Origin of the sequence: Glutamicibacter sp. FBE19, assembly GCF_015524875.1 — a bacterium.
Lineage (GTDB): Bacteria > Actinomycetota > Actinomycetes > Actinomycetales > Micrococcaceae > Glutamicibacter > Glutamicibacter halophytocola.
In genome coordinates, this window is sequence record NZ_JACKQN010000011.1 from 26,875 (window position 1) to 46,784 (window position 19,910).

Annotated in this window: 12 protein-coding genes; all 12 read right to left on the bottom strand. The window is 59.6% G+C overall.

What is annotated here, in order from left to right; translation table 11 throughout:
• The 12 genes from rplB to H6F58_RS15400 all read right to left on the bottom strand — a co-directional run bounded on the left by rplB (position 1) and on the right by H6F58_RS15400 (position 19,705).
• Positions 1–840, bottom strand: coding sequence for a 50S ribosomal protein L2 (gene rplB, locus H6F58_RS15345; RefSeq protein WP_060702220.1), 840 nt, complete (start codon positions 838–840; stop codon positions 1–3).
• A 31-nt stretch (positions 841–871) separates the two neighbouring features.
• Positions 872–1,174 (bottom strand): 50S ribosomal protein L23, encoded by a 303-nt coding sequence (rplW, locus tag H6F58_RS15350; protein WP_060702221.1) that lies wholly within the window; start codon positions 1,172–1,174, stop codon positions 872–874.
• Positions 1,171–1,773 carry a 50S ribosomal protein L4 gene (rplD, locus tag H6F58_RS15355; protein ID WP_060702222.1) on the bottom strand — a complete coding sequence of 201 codons (603 nt, stop codon included), beginning with the start codon at positions 1,771–1,773 and terminating at the stop codon, positions 1,171–1,173. The genes rplW and rplD overlap by 4 nt, the downstream gene beginning before the upstream one ends.
• 4 nt (positions 1,774–1,777) lie before the next feature.
• Entirely contained in the window at positions 1,778–2,428 is a 651-nt protein-coding gene (rplC, locus tag H6F58_RS15360) for a 50S ribosomal protein L3 (RefSeq protein WP_060702223.1), read from the bottom strand.
• Between the two features lie 20 nt (positions 2,429–2,448).
• Entirely contained in the window at positions 2,449–2,757 is a 309-nt protein-coding gene (gene rpsJ, locus H6F58_RS15365; protein ID WP_013349689.1) for a 30S ribosomal protein S10, read from the bottom strand.
• A gap of 418 nt (positions 2,758–3,175) precedes the next feature.
• Positions 3,176–6,985 (bottom strand): proline-rich domain-containing protein, encoded by a 3,810-nt coding sequence (locus tag H6F58_RS15370; RefSeq protein WP_195182100.1) that lies wholly within the window; start codon positions 6,983–6,985, stop codon positions 3,176–3,178.
• 162 nt (positions 6,986–7,147) lie between these two features.
• Positions 7,148–8,338, bottom strand: a complete 1,191-nt coding sequence (gene tuf, locus H6F58_RS15375) for an elongation factor Tu (RefSeq protein WP_060702225.1) — start codon at positions 8,336–8,338, stop codon at positions 7,148–7,150.
• Between the two features lie 241 nt (positions 8,339–8,579).
• Positions 8,580–10,694, bottom strand: a complete 2,115-nt coding sequence (fusA, locus tag H6F58_RS15380; RefSeq protein ID WP_146275731.1) for an elongation factor G — start codon at positions 10,692–10,694, stop codon at positions 8,580–8,582.
• 69 nt (positions 10,695–10,763) lie between these two features.
• The gene (gene rpsG, locus H6F58_RS15385) at positions 10,764–11,234 is read right to left on the bottom strand and encodes a 30S ribosomal protein S7 (RefSeq protein ID WP_022874142.1); all 471 of its coding nucleotides are present in this window, start codon (positions 11,232–11,234) and stop codon (positions 10,764–10,766) included.
• Complete coding sequence (gene rpsL / locus H6F58_RS15390; RefSeq protein WP_013349694.1) at positions 11,234–11,608, bottom strand: 30S ribosomal protein S12; 375 nt, start codon at positions 11,606–11,608, stop codon at positions 11,234–11,236. The genes rpsG and rpsL overlap by 1 nt, the downstream gene beginning before the upstream one ends.
• A 601-nt stretch (positions 11,609–12,209) precedes the next feature.
• Positions 12,210–16,100: a DNA-directed RNA polymerase subunit beta' gene (locus H6F58_RS15395; RefSeq protein ID WP_060702227.1), complete on the bottom strand. Its 3,891-nt coding sequence runs from the start codon at positions 16,098–16,100 to the stop codon at positions 12,210–12,212.
• A 98-nt stretch (positions 16,101–16,198) separates the two neighbouring features.
• Entirely contained in the window at positions 16,199–19,705 is a 3,507-nt protein-coding gene (locus H6F58_RS15400; RefSeq protein WP_146275732.1) for a DNA-directed RNA polymerase subunit beta, read from the bottom strand.
• Positions 19,706–19,910: the final 205 nt, after the last annotated feature.

The window sequence follows — 19,910 nt, forward strand, 5'->3', positions numbered from 1 at the left end:
CTATCGCTTGTTCTTGCCGGTCTTGCGACGACGCACAATGAGCTTGTCGCTTTCCTTGTTCGGACGACGGGTGCGTCCTTCACGCTTACCGTTAGGGTTGACCGGGTGACGACCACCGGAGGTCTTACCTTCACCACCACCGTGTGGGTGATCAACAGGGTTCATGACTACACCACGAACGGTTGGGCGTACGCCCTTCCAGCGCATACGGCCAGCCTTACCCCAGTTGATGTTGATCTGCTCAGCGTTGCCGACCTCGCCGATGGTTGCGCGGCAGCGCACATCAACGTTGCGGATTTCGCCCGAAGGCAAACGCAGCTGAGCGAAGCGGCCCTCACGGGCTACCAGCTGGATCGAGGCACCTGCGGAACGAGCCATCTTGGCGCCGCCACCTGGGCGAAGCTCCACAGCGTGGATCACGGTACCAACCGGGATGTTACGCAGTGGCAGGTTGTTACCTGGCTTGATGTCGGCGTTGACGCCGGCCTCAATCTGGTCACCCTGCTTGAGGTTGTTCGGTGCGATGATGTAGCGCTTGGTGCCGTCCACGTAGTGGAGCAGTGCGATACGAGCGGTACGGTTCGGGTCGTACTCAATGTGAGCGACCTTTGCCGGAACGCCGTCCTTATCGTGACGACGGAAGTCGATAACACGGTAAGCGCGCTTGTGTCCGCCACCCTTGTGTCGGGTGGTGATCTTACCGGAGTTGTTACGGCCGCCAGTCTTGGTGAGTGGACGAACCAGCGACTTTTCCGGAGTCGATCGGGTGATTTCTGCGAAGTCGGCTACCGACGAGCCGCGAAGGCCCGGGGTAGTCGGCTTGTACTTACGAATTCCCATTTATATTATTCCTCGTTAAAGTGGTCTCCGCTTAGGAAAGCGGACCGCCGAAGATGTCAATCGAGCCTTCCTTCAGGGTGATGATGGCGCGCTTGGTGCTCTTGCGCGATCCCCACCCGAAGCGGGTGCGCTTGCGCTTACCGGCTCGGTTGATGGTGTTTACGGAGTCAACCTTGACGTTGAAGATGGCTTCAACGGCGTACTTGATTTCCGTCTTGTTGGAGCTTGGTGCCACCTCGAAGGTGTACTGACCTTGATCGATCAGACCGTAGCTCTTTTCCGATACGACTGGTGCGATGACCACGTCGTGTGGAGCCTTGGAGTTGATGCTCACTTGGCTTCCTCCTTCTGGACCAGGGCGTCGAAGGCAGCCTTGGTGAAGACTACGTCATCCGAAACCAGAACATCGTAGGTGTTCAGCTGGTCGACGTACAGAACGTGCACAAGGTCGAGGTTGCGAACCGAAAGGGCTGCAACATCGTTGGCGCGATCGATGACGACAAGCAGGTTCTTGCGCTCGGTGAGCGAACGCAAGGTAGCCAGAGCTTCCTTGGTCGATGGGGTTTCCCCTGCAACCAAGTTCTCAACCACGTGGACGCGGCCGAAGCGTGCGCGATCAGACAAAGCGCCGCGCAGTGCAGCAGCCTTCATCTTCTTCGGGGTACGCTGCGAGTAGTCACGTGGGGTTGGACCGTGGACAATGCCACCGCCGGTCATGTGAGGTGCACGGATCGAACCCTGACGGGCGCGGCCGGTACCCTTCTGCTTGAACGGCTTGCGACCTGCGCCCGATACCTCGGAGCGGTCCTTGGTCTTGTGGGTACCCTGGCGGGCAGCAGCAAGCTGTGCAACGACAACCTGGTGCAGCAGCGGGACGTTGGTCTGTACGTCGAAGATCTCTGCAGGCAGTTCGACGTTAAGTGCCTTAGTCATTTACTTATGCTCCCTTCACGGCGTTGCGTACGAGAACGACGCGGCCGCGGGCACCTGGAACGGCACCCTTGATCAGCAGGAGGTTCTTCTCAGCGTCGATAGCGTGAATGGTCAGGTTCTGAGTGGTAACACGCTCAGCACCCATGCGACCGGCCATCTTCTGTCCACGGAAAACGCGACCTGGGGTCGATGCGCCGCCGATGGAACCTGGCTTGCGGTGGTTCTTGTGAGCACCGTGCGATGCGCCAACACCATGGAAGTTGTGGCGCTTCATCACACCGGCGAAGCCCTTACCCTTGGAGGTGCCAACGACGTCGACCTTCTGGCCGGCTTCGAAGAGCTCCACGGAAAGTTCCTGGCCCGGGGTGTACTCGGCAGCGTCTGCGGTGCGCAGTTCTACCAAGTGGCGACGTGGGGTGACGCCTGCAGCCTCGAAGTGACCAGCCAGTGGCTTGGTGACCTTGCGAGGATCGATCTGGCCGTAGCCGATCTGAACTGCGGTGTAGCCATCGCGCTCAGCGTTGATGAGCTTGGTGACAACGTTGCTGTCAGCCTGCACGACGGTGACAGGGATCAGGTTGTTGTTCGAATCCCAAACCTGGGTCATGCCGAGCTTCGTGCCCAGCAGGCCCTTGAAATTACGGGTTGCGGTCATAGTTTTCTCGCCACCTCCCCTTAAAGCTTGATTTCGATGTTGACATCCGCTGGCAGGTCGAGACGCATCAGCGAATCAACAGCCTTCGGGGTCGGATCAACGATGTCGATCAGACGCTTGTGCGTGCGCATTTCGAAGTGCTCACGGCTGTCCTTGTACTTGTGTGGCGAACGGATAACGCAGTACACGTTCTTCTCCGTTGGCAGCGGCACTGGGCCGACTACGGTTGCGCCTGCGCGCGTGACCGTCTCAACGATCTTCCGGGCCGAAACGTCAATGACCTCGTGGTCATACGACTTCAGCCGGATGCGGATTTTCTGTCCCGCCATGGCGTCATGCCTCTTTCTGTTAGCACTATCTAAGATTGCTGTGCCTATATACGGGTTCTTGCGAACCGGCACGCCTTGCGCTGCGGCTGAATCCGGATCAGATCCGGGTTCCTCACCCGCAGGAGGCTCCGACCCCCGAACTCGGGCGTGTCGCGAAATTTTCAGTCGCGACAAGACCGCAAAGTTTTCACTTTATCGAAGGCCTTATAATTTGAAACTGTTGTATCGATCCCGAGCCACAGGCATTATCCTGCGTGAGAGCCGATCCCGGTTGTTCAAATCAGATTCGATTACCCCAATAACGGGGATCGAGTTGCACTCAAGCAACTTATCTAGTCTGACAGGTCGGCAACGATCGCGCAAATCTTTTATGGGCTTCGAGCCCCGTGATCTTGACCTCACCGACCTGCCGCTAGCACTACTCCCGTTCGCCTGGCTCCTGCGGCGAAGCTGGCGGCCGCTGCTCCTGCTGCAGCGCTGGCGGTTGCGTGGGCTGCTGCCACGGCAGCCGCGGCGGTCCCTGCTGAACTACCGGCGCTTGATAGGCCGGCGGCTCGGCTGATGGCTGGCCAGCCTTGTCGACCTTGTCCACCTTCACCAGCTTGTAAACCGCGGCGGCGATCAGCCCCAGCCCGATAATGACCAGCCACAAGAAGACGAGTTCACGCAGGAACCAGATGACGGACAGGGTGATCGCAATGGCACCCCACCAGATGAACAACCGCTCCCCCAGCTTCAAGCCCCAGGCGATCAGACAGCCAAAGAACACCAAGCCCATGACTTGGGCGAGCGTATTGGATTCGGCCAAGGAGGCAAACAGCGCCATGCTGCCAGCCACGGAGGCAGCGATGAGATAGGCCTGTTCAAGAAGCCGGTGGGCCTTGATATTGCGCCAGACCACCAGCACGACCGCGATCACGCAGAAGTAGGCCATGATGCTGCTGAATTGCGGAACCGCGATAATTCGCGAATAGGAGGTCAGGACAAGAACCGCGCCCAGCACGATCAACCCATCCACCGCGTAGGGAACAGCACTGGCCGGCAGCTCGAAGAATCGAACCACCACGGCCACGCCGAAGATGAGCGCCGCGGCCCCGATAATGCTCCAGGTCTGCGAACTGTCAACGTGGGCAAGGCAGCCGGCCGCCAACAGGGCGAGCAGCATGGACGCGAAGTAGATCCGTGACGCCGCGCCAACCGGGCCTGCATGGCGGTAGCCGGATTCCGGATAGCCAGGCGCCGGATCTTTCATCCGCCCATGGGCCATGGCCAGGAGATAGAGCACGACTCCCGTGCCGATCAAGGACCATGAGACATCCATCGATGACAGCCATCGGGTACCCCCGATATGCCGCATTTCCATCACGGCCCGCAGGATCGCCACCGTGAGCATCAGCGCGCCGCCGATCGCATACCAGGCGCTCCTGCGCGAGTGCACCAGCAGCATCAGCGCAACAGCCATCAGCGCATGGGCGCCAACGGCCCACCAGGTTCCAGCCTGCCACCATGCAGCGAGCGCCGCCGGCAGGAAGATGGCCAGTGCGATGGCGACGGAGTACTTCTTGTTGCCCCGCCAGAGCCATTCGGCCAGCACGGCCAACAGCGACATGAACAGCAGCATGGCGCTGGCAACGTCGGCGCTCCACCATGGCCATCGAATCCAGCCGGTGTGATCTGGCATCGTGCTTGCCTGGACCCCGATCACAACGATCAGCGACACAATGGGGGCAAACAGGTAGAACTGCCGCGGGATTTCAGGGACAGCTTCGTCGGCCTTGAAAGCCATGGCCCCATGGATCCCGATGCACAGGGCAGCCAGGAGGATCACTCCGCGATCAAAGGCGCCCGCGAGCCATCCGTACCCCAGCGTTGCCGCTGGCATGCCAATGAGCAGTCCGATGGCCACCCAGCGCAATTCCTGGCGAAGCGGTGCACCCCGGCGAATGCTGAGCAGCAATCGGGCCGCCTGCGGAATGCTCAGCGATACGAGCAGCAATGCGAATCGGCCATGGAGATCAAAGTCCATTGCGCGGGCGAACCACCAAACCATCGAGCTGAAGAGCAGCTGGGCAAGGCTCGCATAGATGATCTTCCATTGCGTGCTGGTGCTGCTGCGCAGGTTCACCAGGTAGTCGGCCAGCGCAGCTGCACCGATGAGCAGCGCAAATCCCCACGTGCCTTCAGCAAAGCTCAGCGCATACAGCACCAGGAGCAGAGCCGCCGCCGCTGACTTGATGGGCTGCTCCAGCTCCGTGCGCTGCGCAGCAACGGCACGCAAACGCCACCCGCTGGCCATCACCAAGCCGGTGGCCGCCACCGTGGTGATCATGAACCATGTGAATCCGCCGAGGCCGATGAACTCCACAAGCTCATCTGGGTACATCCCTTCGGCGGCCAGCACTCGAAGGTAGCACAAGGAGGCTATGGCAATCGCCGCAGAAGCCGCGATCCGGCCCAAAAGGTGGTTCTGCGGCATGCCCTTCTCGTCAAGATGCCGGCTTGCCAGGTCGATAGCCCAGAGGATCAGCGCCATCGCCAGAACGGTGACGAGCTTTGCTACTTCCTCGGATCTTCCGGCGGAACCGTCCAGGGATTCATGGATGGCCGCTCCCAGCACCCCTGCGCCGACCAGCAGCAGTGCCCAACGAGCGTGCTGGCAAACCTGCTGGAGGAGGCCAGCTGATCGATGCCGCGCGATGCTCAGTCCGATAATGGCCACTGCAAACAGCAGGAGCGGTCGCCAGCTATGGTGCTGCATATCCAGCAGTACCACCAGCGGAAGCGCCGAGACCACTGCAACTTCGGCCTTGGTTCCGCGTAGCAAGCCGGGCAGGGCGAGCAGTGCAAGCAGTGGAACGACCAGGACGCTGAGCACCAGCGAGGTCTCGTCGTTCGAGGAGGCGTAGGCGCCGATAACCGAGATCACGCTCAGGCCCCAAAGCGCGCTTCGCTCGAAGTGCAGATGCCGGGGTTCCAGGCCCATGCGTTGCTGGTACGCCGAGGAATACATCAGCACCGCGAGGGCTTGCAGGGCAAGGCTGAACGCGAGGATCATTGCCGTGGTCGTCGCGGAGAATCCAACATAATTGCTGCCGGCAACTAGCATTAGCATAAAGGTAACGCGGGCTGCGTAGAATCGCGCCATTCGCAAATTGTCCAGCAGCCGCATGCTGAGCAGCAGTTGAGCGGTGAGCAACGCGAAAATCCAGAAGAAGTCGCGGCTCTGGAGGGACTCAAAGAGAATCGCTGACAGGACGATGACGAAGGCAGGCAGCAACTGCGCGGTGCCCATAACAGCTTGGAAGAAAATCGAACGGCGCACCCGCTGGCTGCGCACGGCCAAGAACAGCAGCGCGAGGGAAAGCAGTAGCAGTACCAGCATGTAGTTCAGGATTCCGCGCTGCAGTGTTGCGGCCCCGGCCATGCCGGTGCTGACCAAGATCAGCACGGCTACCCAAGAGAGCACGCGCGACTTCAGCTTGAGCGTGGCATAGCCAACGGCCAGCGTACCGATGGCCGAGAAGGTCAGCCAGGTGGCAGCCCCGGTGATATCAAGGGTGTTGTAGGTGGCGATGGCGCACAATGGAAGCAGCGCCAGGCCAGTTCCGGCGAAGGCTGCGCCGGCAGGACGCAGCGAAGGCTTCAGCGCGTAGGTGGTCAAGCCCCCGGCGTAGAACGCGGCGGCCAGGAAGAAAAATGCCACGAGCTTGGCTACCGGCGGGAGCGCGAAGCTGAGGAACAGTGCGCCGGCCGCGACAATCATCAAGGCGGCCACATACAAGGTGATGTTGATATTGCGCAATTCCCGCTCGCGCTTGGTCAGCACCTTGACCGGCTTGGGTGGCGCGGCCGGCCTGGAGACCACGTGGCTTGGCTGCGGGATATTGACCGGTTCCTGCTGCCCGGAGGGCTGGTTCGTGGCCGGGTGGCTGGGGCTTGTTGATCCAGCCGCCACCGTTTGGCCTGGCCAAGGCTGCGGGCTATAGGGCTGTCCCGCGGTTGGGGCTTGCTTCCTGGCCGGCGCCTGCTCGGACGGTGGAGCTTGAGGCTGGGTCCCGGAGCGTCGCAGAAACTCGCTGGCCGCTTCATACCCTTGTTGCCATGCCTCGCGCAGCTGCTCCGCTGACGTGCCGGGAAGCTGTTTTTGGGATTGCTTGCGCCCCCTGGCCTGTCCGAAGAAGAACGCGGCAACGGCCAGCACGATAGTAAGCAGGATCCAACCGGTCATCGATGCCACTCCCTAGTGAATTTTCAGTGCGCCCTCCAATTGGACCACCTTATAGAAATATTCACTAGTTCGAATTGCTTGTTAACGCAAAAATTCCCCCAACACTGTAATAGCGCCGGGGGAATTCTCAGATCTCTATGGATCTAGATCATCAAGTAATGACTACTTGGTGATTGCGGTGACCTTGCCCGAACCAACGGTGCGGCCGCCTTCGCGAATTGCGAAGCCGAGGCCCTCTTCCATAGCGATTGGCTGGATCAGCTCAACCGACATTTCGGTGTTGTCGCCAGGCATAACCATTTCGGTGCCCTCTGGGAGGGTGATAACGCCGGTTACGTCGGTGGTGCGGAAGTAGAACTGCGGACGGTAGTTCGAGTAGAACGGGTTGTGACGTCCGCCTTCGTCCTTCGACAGGATGTAGACGTTTGCATCGAAGTTGGTGTGTGGGGTGATCGAGCCTGGGGCTACGACAACCTGGCCACGCTCAACATCGTCGCGCTTCAGACCGCGAAGCAGCAGACCACAGTTCTCGCCTGCCCATGCTTCGTCGAGCTGCTTGTGGAACATCTCGATACCGGTAACGGTGGTCTTCTGGATTGGGCGGATGCCAACAATCTCAACTTCCGAGTTGATGGCAAGGGTGCCACGCTCGGCGCGACCGGTTACAACGGTACCGCGACCGGTGATGGTGAAGACATCCTCGATAGGCATCAGGAATGGCTTGTCACGGTCACGTACTGGGTCCGGAATGAAGGTGTCAACAGCTTCCATCAGTTCCTCAACAGCTGCAACCCACTTCTCGTCGCCTTCCAGAGCCTTCAGGCCGGAAACGCGAACAACTGGTGCGTCGTCGCCATCGAAGCCCTGGGAGGACAGAAGTTCGCGAACTTCCATCTCCACGAGCTCGAGCAGCTCTTCGTCGTCGACCATGTCGGACTTGTTCAGTGCGACCATCAGGGTTGGAACACCAACCTGGCGGGCCAGCAGAACGTGCTCGCGGGTCTGAGCCATTGGACCATCGGTAGCAGCAACCACGAGGATTGCGCCGTCCATCTGAGCAGCACCGGTGATCATGTTCTTGACATAGTCAGCGTGACCTGGAGCGTCAACGTGTGCGTAGTGACGCTTCTCGGTCTGGTACTCGATGTGCGAGATATTGATGGTAATACCGCGCTGGCGCTCTTCTGGAGCCGAGTCGATGTTAGCGAAGTCGCGCTTTTCGTTCAGGTCTGGGTACTTTTCAGCCAGAACCTTGGAGATAGCTGCGGTCAGAGTGGTCTTACCGTGGTCAACGTGACCGATGGTACCAATGTTGACGTGCGGCTTGTTGCGCTCGAACTTTGCCTTTGCCACAAGTTCCTCCTAGAAACATTTACAGAAGACTTTTTTCGTCTGCGCGGTTCGCAAACGAACTTCAATTAGTCTACTGGGGGCGTGGATAATTTTGGAAATTTCGGTCCTCTGCGGGCCCTGCATGTGATGCAAATCCCTCGTTGGCCGTTTGCGGGGCCGGCCTCAATGGCGTTGAAGCCGGCTCCGCGATCGGCCACTTCCCCACAATGGGGGTCACGGCCAAGTTTTGGTTCCGAAGCGATTATTCGCCGCGGGACTTCTGGATGATCTCGTCGGCAACTGCCTTCGGGACCTCGGAGTAGCTGTCGAAAGTCATCGAGTAAACAGCACGGCCCTGGGTCTTCGAACGCAGGTCACCAATGTAACCGAACATCTCAGACAGCGGCACGCCTGCACGAATGACCTTGACACCCGCAGCGTCGGACATCTCGGTGATCGAACCACGACGGGAGTTCAGGTCGCCGATAACGTCGCCCATGTACTCTTCCGGGGTACGAACTTCAACAGCCATCAGTGGTTCAAGCAGAACAGGGTTAGCGCGGCGTGCGCCTTCCTTGAATACCTGCGAACCAGCGATCTTGAAGGCCATTTCCGAGGAGTCAACGTCGTGGTAAGCACCATCGATGAGGGTAGCCTTGACACCAACCAGTGGGTAGCCTGCGAGGATACCGTACTGCATTGCGTCCTGGATACCAGCGTCCACGGATGGGATGTACTCACGAGGAACACGACCACCGGTCACGGCGTTCTTGAACTCGTAGGTTACGCCGTCAACAACTTCCAGAGGCTCGAACGAGACCTGGACCTTTGCAAACTGACCCGAACCACCGGTCTGCTTCTTGTGGGTGAAGTCAACCTTCTCCACAGCCTTCTTGATGGTTTCGCGGTATGCAACCTGTGGCTTACCAACGTTTGCTTCCACGCGGAATTCGCGCTTCATGCGGTCAACCAGGATGTCCAAGTGAAGCTCGCCCATGCCGCCGATGACGGTCTGGCCGGTGTCTTCGTTCAGGGACACGGTGAAGGTTGGATCTTCTGCCGACAGCTTCTGGATAGCGGTCGACAGCTTTTCCTGGTCACCCTTGGTCTTTGGTTCGATGGCCACGGAGATCACTGGATCCGGGAAGGTCATCGATTCGAGAACGATTGGGTGGGCTGGATCACACAGGGTGTCACCGGTGGTGGTAGCCTTTAGGCCGATCACTGCGTAGATGTGACCTGCGTGGATCTCCTCTACCGGATTCTCCTTGTTGGAGTGCATCTGGAAGAGCTTGCCTACGCGTTCCTTCTTGCCCTTGGTGGAGTTCAGCAGCTGTGCGCCGGACTCTGCCTTGCCGGAGTAAACGCGGATGAAGTTCAACTGGCCGAAGAACGGGTGAGCGGCGATCTTGAACGCAAGTGCCGAGAACGGTGCGTCCTCCGAAGGCTCGCGGGTCAGCTCAACTTCTTCATCCTTCGGATCGTGACCGATGGTGGCGCCAACGTCCAGTGGGTTTGGCAGGAAGTCGATAACTGCATCCAGCATTGGCTGAACGCCGCGGTTCTTGAAGGCCGAACCACAGAATACTGGGTAGGCTTCCGAGTTCACGGTCAGCTTGCGGATGCCAGCCTTCAGTTCCTCAACGGAGATTTCTTCACCTTCGAGGTACTTCTCCATGAGCTCTTCGGAAGCCTCAGCGACATCTTCAACCAGCTTGGCGCGGTACTCTTCAGCACGCTCAACCAAGTCGGCAGGGATTTCGCGGGTTTCGTAAGCAGCACCCATGGTGACGTCGCCCTTGGCGTCGCCTTCCCAAACGAATGCCTTCATGGACAGCAGGTCAACGACACCGGTGAACTCGGACTCGGAGCCGATTGGCAGCTGCATGACCAGCGGCTTGGCGCCAAGGCGCTGGATGATGGTATCTACGGTGAAGTAGAAGTCGGCACCCAGCTTGTCCATCTTGTTGACGAAGCAGATACGAGGAACGTCGTACTTGTCAGCCTGGCGCCAAACGGTCTCAGACTGAGGCTCAACGCCTTCCTTGCCATCGAATACGGCAACGGCGCCATCGAGCACGCGAAGCGAACGCTCCACCTCAACGGTGAAGTCAACGTGGCCAGGGGTATCGATGATGTTGATCTGGTTCTTGTTCCAGAAGCAAGTCACGGCCGCGGAGGTAATGGTGATACCGCGTTCCTTTTCCTGCTCCATCCAGTCGGTGGTCGACGCACCGTCGTGGGTCTCACCGAGCTTGTGGTTCACACCCGTGTAGAAAAGGATGCGCTCAGTAGTAGTGGTCTTACCGGCATCGATGTGGGCCATGATGCCGATATTGCGGACCTTGTTCAGGTCAGTAAGCACGTCCTGTGCCACGTTGTCTCCCTAAAAGGTGAGGCCGGAACTGCTGGGCATCGGTTGATGCCCAGCATGTTCAAGCATTTCTTACCAGCGGTAGTGTGCGAAGGCCTTGTTGGACTCGGCCATCTTGTGAGTGTCTTCGCGACGCTTCACAGCGGCACCCAGACCGTTCGATGCATCCAGGATCTCGTTCATCAAACGTTCGATCATGGTCTTCTCGCGGCGAGCCTTCGAGTAGCCAACCAACCAGCGCAATGCCAGTGCGGTTGCACGGCCTGGCTTGACCTCAACAGGAACCTGGTAGGTCGCGCCACCGACACGGCGGGAACGAACCTCAAGGGCTGGACGGATGTTGTCCATGGCCTTCTTGAGGGTCGAAACAGCGTCGGTACCGGACTTTGCAGCGGCACCTTCGAGTGCACCGTAAACAATGCGCTCTGCAGTGGACTTCTTGCCGTCTACGAGAACCTTGTTGATCAGCTGGGTGACCAATGGGGATTCGAAGACTGGATCAGAAACTAGTGGGCGCTTTGGCGCCGGACCCTTACGAGGCATTACTTACCATCCTTCTTTGCACCGTAGCGGGAACGAGCCTGCTTACGATCCTTCACACCCTGGGTATCCAGAGCACCACGTACAATCTTGTAGCGAACACCTGGAAGGTCCTTTACACGACCACCGCGAACGAGCACGATGGAGTGTTCCTGCAGGTTGTGTCCGACACCTGGAATGTAAGCGGTCACTTCGACGCCACCGGCAAGGCGCACACGTGCGACCTTACGCAGAGCCGAGTTTGGCTTCTTCGGGGTGGTGGTGTACACACGGGTGCATACGCCACGGCGCATTGGGTTGCCCTTCAGGGCAGGGGCCTTGGTCTTGACGACCTTAGGCGAGCGGCCCTTGCGGACCAGCTGCTGAATAGTAGGCACTTTCGTGTCCTTCCATTGTCTAAGTTTGTCGGCACCACGTCATAAGCACTGTTGCCTAGTAGAGTTTCGGTGCTTCCTTCGTGGAGCTAGCTGCTTGCTTTACCGCTCAACCAGGATCTAAAAGTCCCTAGGCGTGCGAAAGTGTGGCATTCGTTGCGCAACCTACCCGCAACCCGGACTGAGTCCATTTTGCCACACATAAAACAATTGATTTCAGTCTAGCATTAATCCGCTGGCCAACCATCTCCAGTAACCGAGATCACCGTGGTTGCCCCGGGCTACCCCGCCCTGCGCCGGCTCGGCAATCCCGCATCTTCAGGCTATCGCGCCCTGCCGAACAGTTGCCGACGCCCAGGCGAAGGGCAGATGAACCCGTTGGGCAGCACCCCTTCCCCGGCGCCGTGCCTGCGACTTAATCTCTAGTTGTCTTATCCCCCAGATGTTTTTTCGACTATTTCGAGGGATGATCGCGCATTGCTGCCGGCCGCATTGCGAGTTTCCCTGCCCGAGCCTGGCGGGCAGCGGTTAAACGCCCAGCGCCTGCCCGCACTTTCGTGCGGGCAGGCGCTGGGTCAACTACCTAGCGGTGTTCTTTCCGAATTTAGCGGAAGTCCGAACCGTGGTCGTAGTCGTCCATCGAGATGGCACGGAATTCAGGCGACAGCCCGCCTTCCAGCGCATCGTCGTACAGACCCGAGGAGAAGGCCGAGGTGCCGGTGAACAAAGTTGCCTTTGCCTCATCGGTTGGCTCGACGTTGACCTGGGTGTAGCGATCCAGGCCGGTACCGGCCGGGATCAGCTTACCGATGATCACGTTCTCCTTCAGGCCGCGCAGCGGATCTTCCTTGCCTTCCATCGCGGCCTGGGTCAGGACGCGAGTGGTTTCCTGGAAGGAAGCAGCCGACAGCCACGAGTCCGTAGCCAGCGATGCCTTGGTAATACCCATCATCTCGTCACGACCGGCAGCTGGACGCTTGCCTTCGGTGACAGCCTTGCGGTTCGCAGCGGTGAAGCGCGAACGGTCGGCCAACTCGCCTGGCAGCAACTCGGTCTCGCCGGACTCGATCACGGTGACGCGACGCAGCATCTGGCGGACGATGACTTCCACGTGCTTATCGTGGATGCCTACACCCTGGGACTGGTACACATCCTGGACTTCGCGGACCAGGAACTTCTGTGCTTCACGTGGGCCGAGGACTCGAAGAACCTGCTTCGGATCCAAGGTACCGCTGGTGAGCTGGGTACCGGCAACAATGTTCTGGCCTTCCTCGACCAACAGGCGAGCACGACGCAGAACCGGGTAGGCCTGCTTCTCGTCGCCGTTGTCCGGGGTGACCACAACACGCAGCTGCTTCTCGTCGTCCTCGATCGACACGCGACCGGTGACCTCGGACATCGGAGCCACACCCTTAGGGGTACGGGCTTCGAACAGTTCCTGGATACGAGGCAGACCCTGGGTGATATCGTCAGCCGATGCCACACCACCGGTGTGGAAGGTACGCATGGTCAGCTGGGTACCAGGTTCGCCGATGGACTGTGCGGCGATAATGCCAACAGCCTCGCCGATGTCCACGGTCTTGCCGCTGGCCAGCGAACGGCCGTAGCACAGTGCACAGGTTCCAACAGCCGAGTCGCAGGTCAGCACGGAGCGAACGCGGATTTCATCCACGCCTGCGTTGTACAGCGACTCGATCAGCACGTCGCCCACATCGGAACCGGCGGTTGCCAGTACGGTGCCTTCGGCGTCCTTGACGTCGGCGGCCAGCGTACGGGTGTAAGCCGAGTTCTCAACGGTTTCGTGCTTGACGCGAATGCCCGCGGAGTTATCCGCAATGGCAACGGTCAAGCCGCGCTTGGTGCCGCAGTCCTCTTCGCGAACGATGACATCCTGCGACACGTCGACCAGGCGACGGGTCAGGTAACCCGAGTTTGCGGTCTTCAGTGCGGTATCGGCCAGGCCCTTACGCGCACCGTGGGTCGCGATGAAGTACTCCAGAACCGACAGGCCTTCACGGTAGGAAGACTTGATCGGGCGAGGAATAATTTCACCCTTAGGGTTGGACACCAGACCACGAATACCGGCAATCTGGCGCAATTGCAGGTAGTTGCCACGAGCCTTGGAAGTCACCATTCGGTTAATGGTGTTCAACTCTTCCATGCCGTTCTTCATGGCCTCGGCAACCTCGTCGGTAGCCTTGGTCCAGATGTCGATCAGGTCCTGGCGGCGTTCGGTATCCGCAATCAGGCCCTTGTCGTAGGAAGCCTGCACCTTGGCGGCGCGTTCCTCGTATGGCGCAAGGATGGCTGCCTTGTCCATGTTCGAGGTGATGTCCGAGATTGCCACGGTGACGCCCGAGCGGGTGGCCCAGTAGAAACCGGCATCCTTCAGGTTGTCCAGGGTAGCTGCGGCGACGATCTTCGGGTAGCGCTCTGCCAGATCGTTGACGATCTCCGAGAGTGCATCCTTGCCGGCGACGCGGGCAACCCATGGGTAGTCCGCTGGCAGGGTGTCGTTGAACAGCACCTGACCCAGCGAGGTCTCCAGCAATGCGTCGGTGCCTGGCTCCCAGCCTTCAGGAGCAGGCTGCTCCTCGGAAGGAACGAAGTTCGGCACGCGGACCTTGATCGGTGCGTTCAGGTGCAGCTCGCCACGGTCCTTGGCCATGATGGCCTCGGAGATCGTGGAGAACACGCGGCCGGCGCCGATCTCATGAGCACGCTTGGTGGTCAAGTGGTGCAAGCCGATGATCATATCCTGCGAAGGCAATGCCACTGGGCGGCCATCGGAAGGCTTCAAGATGTTGTGCGAGGACAGCATCAAGATGCGGGCTTCAGCCTGGGCTTCTGGGCTCAGCGGCAGGTGGACTGCCATCTGGTCACCGTCGAAGTCGGCGTTGAAGGCGCCACAAACCAATGGGTGCAGCTGAAGGGCCTTGCCTTCAACCAGCTGTGGCTCGAAGGCCTGGATGCCCAAGCGGTGCAGGGTTGGTGCACGGTTGAGCAATACCGGGTGCTCGGTGATGATCTCTTCGAGAACGTCCCAGACCTGCGGGCGGTAGCGCTCGACCATGCGCTTGGCCGACTTGATGTTCTGTGCGTGGTTGAGGTCAACCAGGCGCTTCATCACGAACGGCTTGAAGAGCTCCAGGGCCATCTGCTTAGGCAGGCCGCACTGGTGCAGCTTCAGCTGCGGGCCAACCACGATGACCGAACGGCCCGAGTAGTCAACGCGCTTGCCGAGCAGGTTCTGGCGGAAACGACCCTGCTTGCCCTTGAGCATGTCGCTCAGGGACTTCAGCGGGCGGTTACCTGGACCGGTGACCGGACGGCCACGGCGGCCGTTGTCGAACAGCGAGTCAACAGCCTCCTGCATCATGCGCTTTTCGTTGTTCACGATGATCTCTGGCGCACCGAGATCAAGCAGGCGCTTGAGGCGGTTGTTGCGGTTGATCACGCGGCGGTACAGGTCGTTCAGGTCCGAGGTGGCGAAACGGCCACCGTCGAGCTGGACCATTGGGCGCAGTTCTGGCGGGATCACTGGAACGGCGTCAAGCACCATGCCCTTAGGCGAGTTGCCATTGACCAGGAAGGCGTTGACGACCTTCAGTCGCTTGAGGGCGCGGGCCTTCTTCTGGCCCTTGCCGTTCTCGATGATGGTCTTCAGCTCTTCAGCTTCGCCGGCCAGATCGAAGTTCTCAAGGCGCTTCTGGATCGCTTCTGCACCCATGGAGCCCTCGAAGTACAGTCCGTACTTCTCGCGCATGGTGCGGTACAGGCCTTCGTCGCCTTCGAGGTCGGCGACCTTCAGGCCCTTGAAGCGCTCCCAGACCGCACGCAGGCGCTCGGCCTCGGCCTTGGCGCGCTTGTCGATCTGCAGAACGGTCTTCTCGGCCAGGGTACGGGCCTTGTTCAGCTCGGCGTTCTTGGCGCCATCTGCTTCCAGGCGCTCCAGCTCGGCTTCCAGGTCGGCTGCAACAGCCTTCTTGTCAGCTTCTGCGTTGTTCGCCAGGTTGCGCAGTTCCAGGTCGTGCTGGGCCTGCAGGTTAGGCATTTCGGCGTGGCGACGTGCCTCGTCAACACCGGTGATCATGTAGGCAGCGAAGTAGATGACCTTTTCGAGGTCCTTCGGAGCCAGATCAAGCAGGTAGCCCAAGCGCGATGGAACGCCCTTGAAGTACCAGATGTGGGTCACTGGAGCTGCAAGCTCGATGTGGCCCATGCGCTCACGACGAACGTTCGCACGGGTCACCTCAACGCCACAACGCTCGCAGATGATGCCCTTGAAGCGCACGCGCTTGTACTTGCCGCAGTAGCATTCCCAGTCGCGGGAAGGGCCGAAGATCTTTTCGCAGAAAAGACCGTCCTTCTCCGGCTTCAGGGTGCGGTAGTTAATGGTTTCCGGCTTCTTGACCTCGCCGTAGCTCCATCCACGGATTTCTTCCGCGGTGGCAAGGTTGATTCGCATGAGGCCGAATGAGGAATCGCTGGACATATGGTCCTTTTCTCTCTTCTGTGGTGTCTGAAGTCGATACGAATGAGGGTTGAATTCTCGGCCGCTGCCTGCAGCTTCACTGCAGGCAGGGCGTCAAATTAAACTTCCTCTACGGAGTTCGGCTCCGACCGTGAAAGGTCGATGCCCAGCTCTTCAGCGGCGCGGAACGATTCCTCGTCCGACTCACGCATTTCGATAGTGTTGCCGTCGGTACCAAGTACCTCGACGTTCAAGCACAGCGACTGCATTTCCTTGATGAGCACCTTGAACGATTCTGGAACACCAGGCTCTGGAACGTTCTCGCCCTTGACGATAGCTTCGTAGACCTTAACGCGACCGTGGATATCATCCGACTTGATGGTCAGGATTTCCTGCAGCGTGTAAGCGGCGCCGTAAGCCTCCAGTGCCCAAACTTCCATTTCACCGAAGCGCTGGCCACCGAACTGGGCCTTACCACCCAATGGCTGCTGGGTGATCATGGAGTATGGACCGGTGGAACGGGCGTGGATCTTGTCGTCCACCAGGTGGTGGAGCTTCAAGATGTACATGTAGCCAACGGAAATCGGATCTGGCAACGGATCGCCGGAGCGGCCGTCAAACAGCTTCGCCTTGCCGGAGTTGCCAATCAGGCGCACCCCGTCGCGGGTCTTGTTGGTCGAATCCAGGATGCCGCGGATTTCTTCTTCCGAAGCGCCGTCGAACACTGGAGTTGCCACGGTGGTGGACCCGGACTCGCGTGGCAGGTTCGGCAGATCGCGAACCCACTCAGGCTCGCCCTCGATCTTCCAGCCCTGCTTGGCAGCCCAGCCCAGGTGGATTTCCATAACCTGGCCGACGTTCATACGGCCTGGCACACCCAGCGGGTTCAGGATGATATCCAGCGGAGTGCCGTCCTCGAGGAATGGCATATCCTCCAGTGGCAGGATGCGGGAAATAACACCCTTGTTACCGTGGCGGCCAGCGAGCTTGTCACCGATGGAGATCTTGCGCTTCTGTGCAACGTAGACGCGGACCAGCTGGTTGACACCAGGGGAAAGGTCATCGTCGTTGTCGCGGTCGAAGATGCGGACACCAATGACGGTGCCGGACTCGCCGTGCGGAACCTTCAGCGAAGTATCGCGGACTTCGCGGGACTTCTCGCCGAAGATGGCACGCAGCAGGCGCTCTTCCGGGGTCAGCTCGGTCTCGCCCTTAGGGGTGACACGGCCAACCAGCACGTCGCCGGCTTCAACCTCGGCACCGATGTAGACGATGCCGCGGTCATCAAGCTGGGAGAGGATGTCTTCCGAGACATTCGGGATGTCGCGGGTGATTTCCTCGGCACCGAGCTTGGTGTCGCGGGCGTCAACTTCGTGTTCTTCGATGTGGATCGAGGTGAGCACGTCGTCGAAGATCATGCGCTGGGAGAGGATGATCGCATCCTCGTAGTTGTAGCCTTCCCAGGACATGAATGCCACGAGCAGGTTCTTGCCCAGGGACAGCTCACCGGAGTCGGTGGACGGGCCGTCGGCGATGATCGACTGGAACTCCAGGCGATCGCCTTCGGACACGCGGACGCGCTGGTTGTAGGCGTTGCCCTGGTTCGAGCGTGCGAACTTCATGATCGGGTACATCGACTCGGTGCCGTCATCGTTCATGACAACCACAAGGTCAGCCGAGACCTCGGTGACCACACCTGGCTTGGAAGCCACCACGGAGTCGCCGGCGTCAACTGCCGCGAACTTCTCCATGCCGGTACCAACCAGCGGGCGCTCCGACTTCAGCAGCGGCACAGCCTGGCGCTGCATGTTGGCGCCCATCAGTGCTCGGTTGGCATCGTCGTGCTCGAGGAATGGAATCAGCGCGGTAGCTACCGACACCATCTGGCGAGGCGAAACGTCCATGAAGGTCACTTCAGCCGCGTCGACTATAACAGGCTCGCCGCCACCGCCCTTTTCACGAACCAGAACGGTCTCTTCCAAGAAGCGGCCGTTCTCATCCAGAGGCGCGTTGGCCTGTGCGATGTAGTGCTGCAGTTCGTCGTCTGCGGTCAGGTAGTCGACCTCATTGGAGACGACACCGTTGGACACGCGGCGGTATGGGGTTTCGATGAAACCGAAGGCGTTGATGCGGCCGTAGGTTGCCAACGAACCGATCAGACCGATGTTCGGGCCTTCGGGAGTTTCAATAGGGCACATGCGGCCGTAGTGCGACGGGTGAACGTCTCGAACTTCCATGCCTGCGCGGTCACGGGACAGGCCGCCTGGGCCCAGAGCCGACAAGCGGCGCTTGTGGGTCAGGCCGGCCAGCGGGTTGTTCTGGTCCATGAACTGCGAGAGCTGCGAGGTTCCGAAGAACTCCTTGATGGCAGCCACAACAGGGCGGATGTTGATCAGGGTCTGCGGGGTGATCGCCTCGACGTCCTGGGTGGTCATGCGCTCGCGCACAACACGCTCCATGCGGGACAGGCCGGTGCGGACCTGGTTCTCGATCAGTTCGCCCACGGCGCGGATGCGACGGTTGCCGAAGTGGTCGATGTCATCCACGTTGACCGGGATGTCAACGATCTCGCCCTTGCGGGTGCCCTGAACGGTCTTCTCGCCGGCGTGCAGCGCAACGAGGTAGCGGATCATGGCAACGAGATCGTCAAGTGCCAGCACCGATGCATTCTCGGCGTTAACCGGGGTCTCGACACCTAGCTTGCGGTTGATCTTGTAGCGGCCAACCTTGGCCAGGTCGTAGCGCTTAGGCTCGAAGTACATGTTCTTCAACAGTGCCTGAGCGGCCTCGACCGTTGGGGGCTCGCCTGGACGCAGCTTGCGGTAGATATCAAGCAGCGCTTCGTCCTGGTCCTTGATGCTGTCCTTTTCCAAGGTGGCGCGCATCGAATCGTACTGGCCGAACTCGGACAGGATCTGCTCTTCGCTCCAGCCCAGGGCCTTGAGCAGCACGGTGACCGACTGCTTGCGCTTGCGGTCGAGGCGCACGCCGATCTGGTCGCGCTTATCGATTTCCAGCTCGAACCATGCACCACGCGATGGGATGATACGTGCCGAGTAAATCGTCTTGTCACTGGTCTTGTCCGGTGCGGACTCGAAGTAAGCACCTGGGGAGCGAACCAGCTGGGACACAACGACACGCTCGGTGCCGTTGATAATGAAGGTGCCCTTTTCGCTCATCAGCGGGAAATCGCCCATGAACACGGTCTGCTGCTTGATTTCGCCGGTTTCATTGTTCATGAATTCGGCCTTGACATACAGCGGTGCCGAGTAAGTGGCGTCGCGGTCCTTGCACTCGGCAATCGAGTACTTGGGATCAGCGAACTCCGGCTCCGAGAAGCTCAAGGACATGGTGTCCTGGAAGTCCTCGATCGGGGAGATTTCCTCGAAGATTTCAGCCAGGCCCGAGGTGTTGGGCACGCTGAAGTCGCCAGCGGCTTCTGCCTTGGCCAGACGCTCTACCCAGTTCTGGTTGCCGACGAGGCGGTCAAAGCTCTCGGTCTGCAATGCCAGCAGGTTAGGCACTTCAAGTGGTTCGTGAATCTTTGCAAAAGAAAGTCGGCCAGCGTATGCAGCATCGCGAGCCGAACTAGCGGTTTGGTTGTTAGGGTTGCTCGAGGCGACCAAGATGGATCCTTCCAAAGACCGTCAGGTTTCCGAACGCTTACCGTGCTAAGGTACCTGCCATAGGACAGTTCCTCTTTTGGGACCGCACGAACCCACCGCTATATGAAGGTCGCGCGCGCAAACAGTAAGGCGCAAATTTCTACTCTACCGGAGTAATTTCCGGTTGTCGATACTCGGTGCACAAATCCGTGCTATAGTTTTCGCC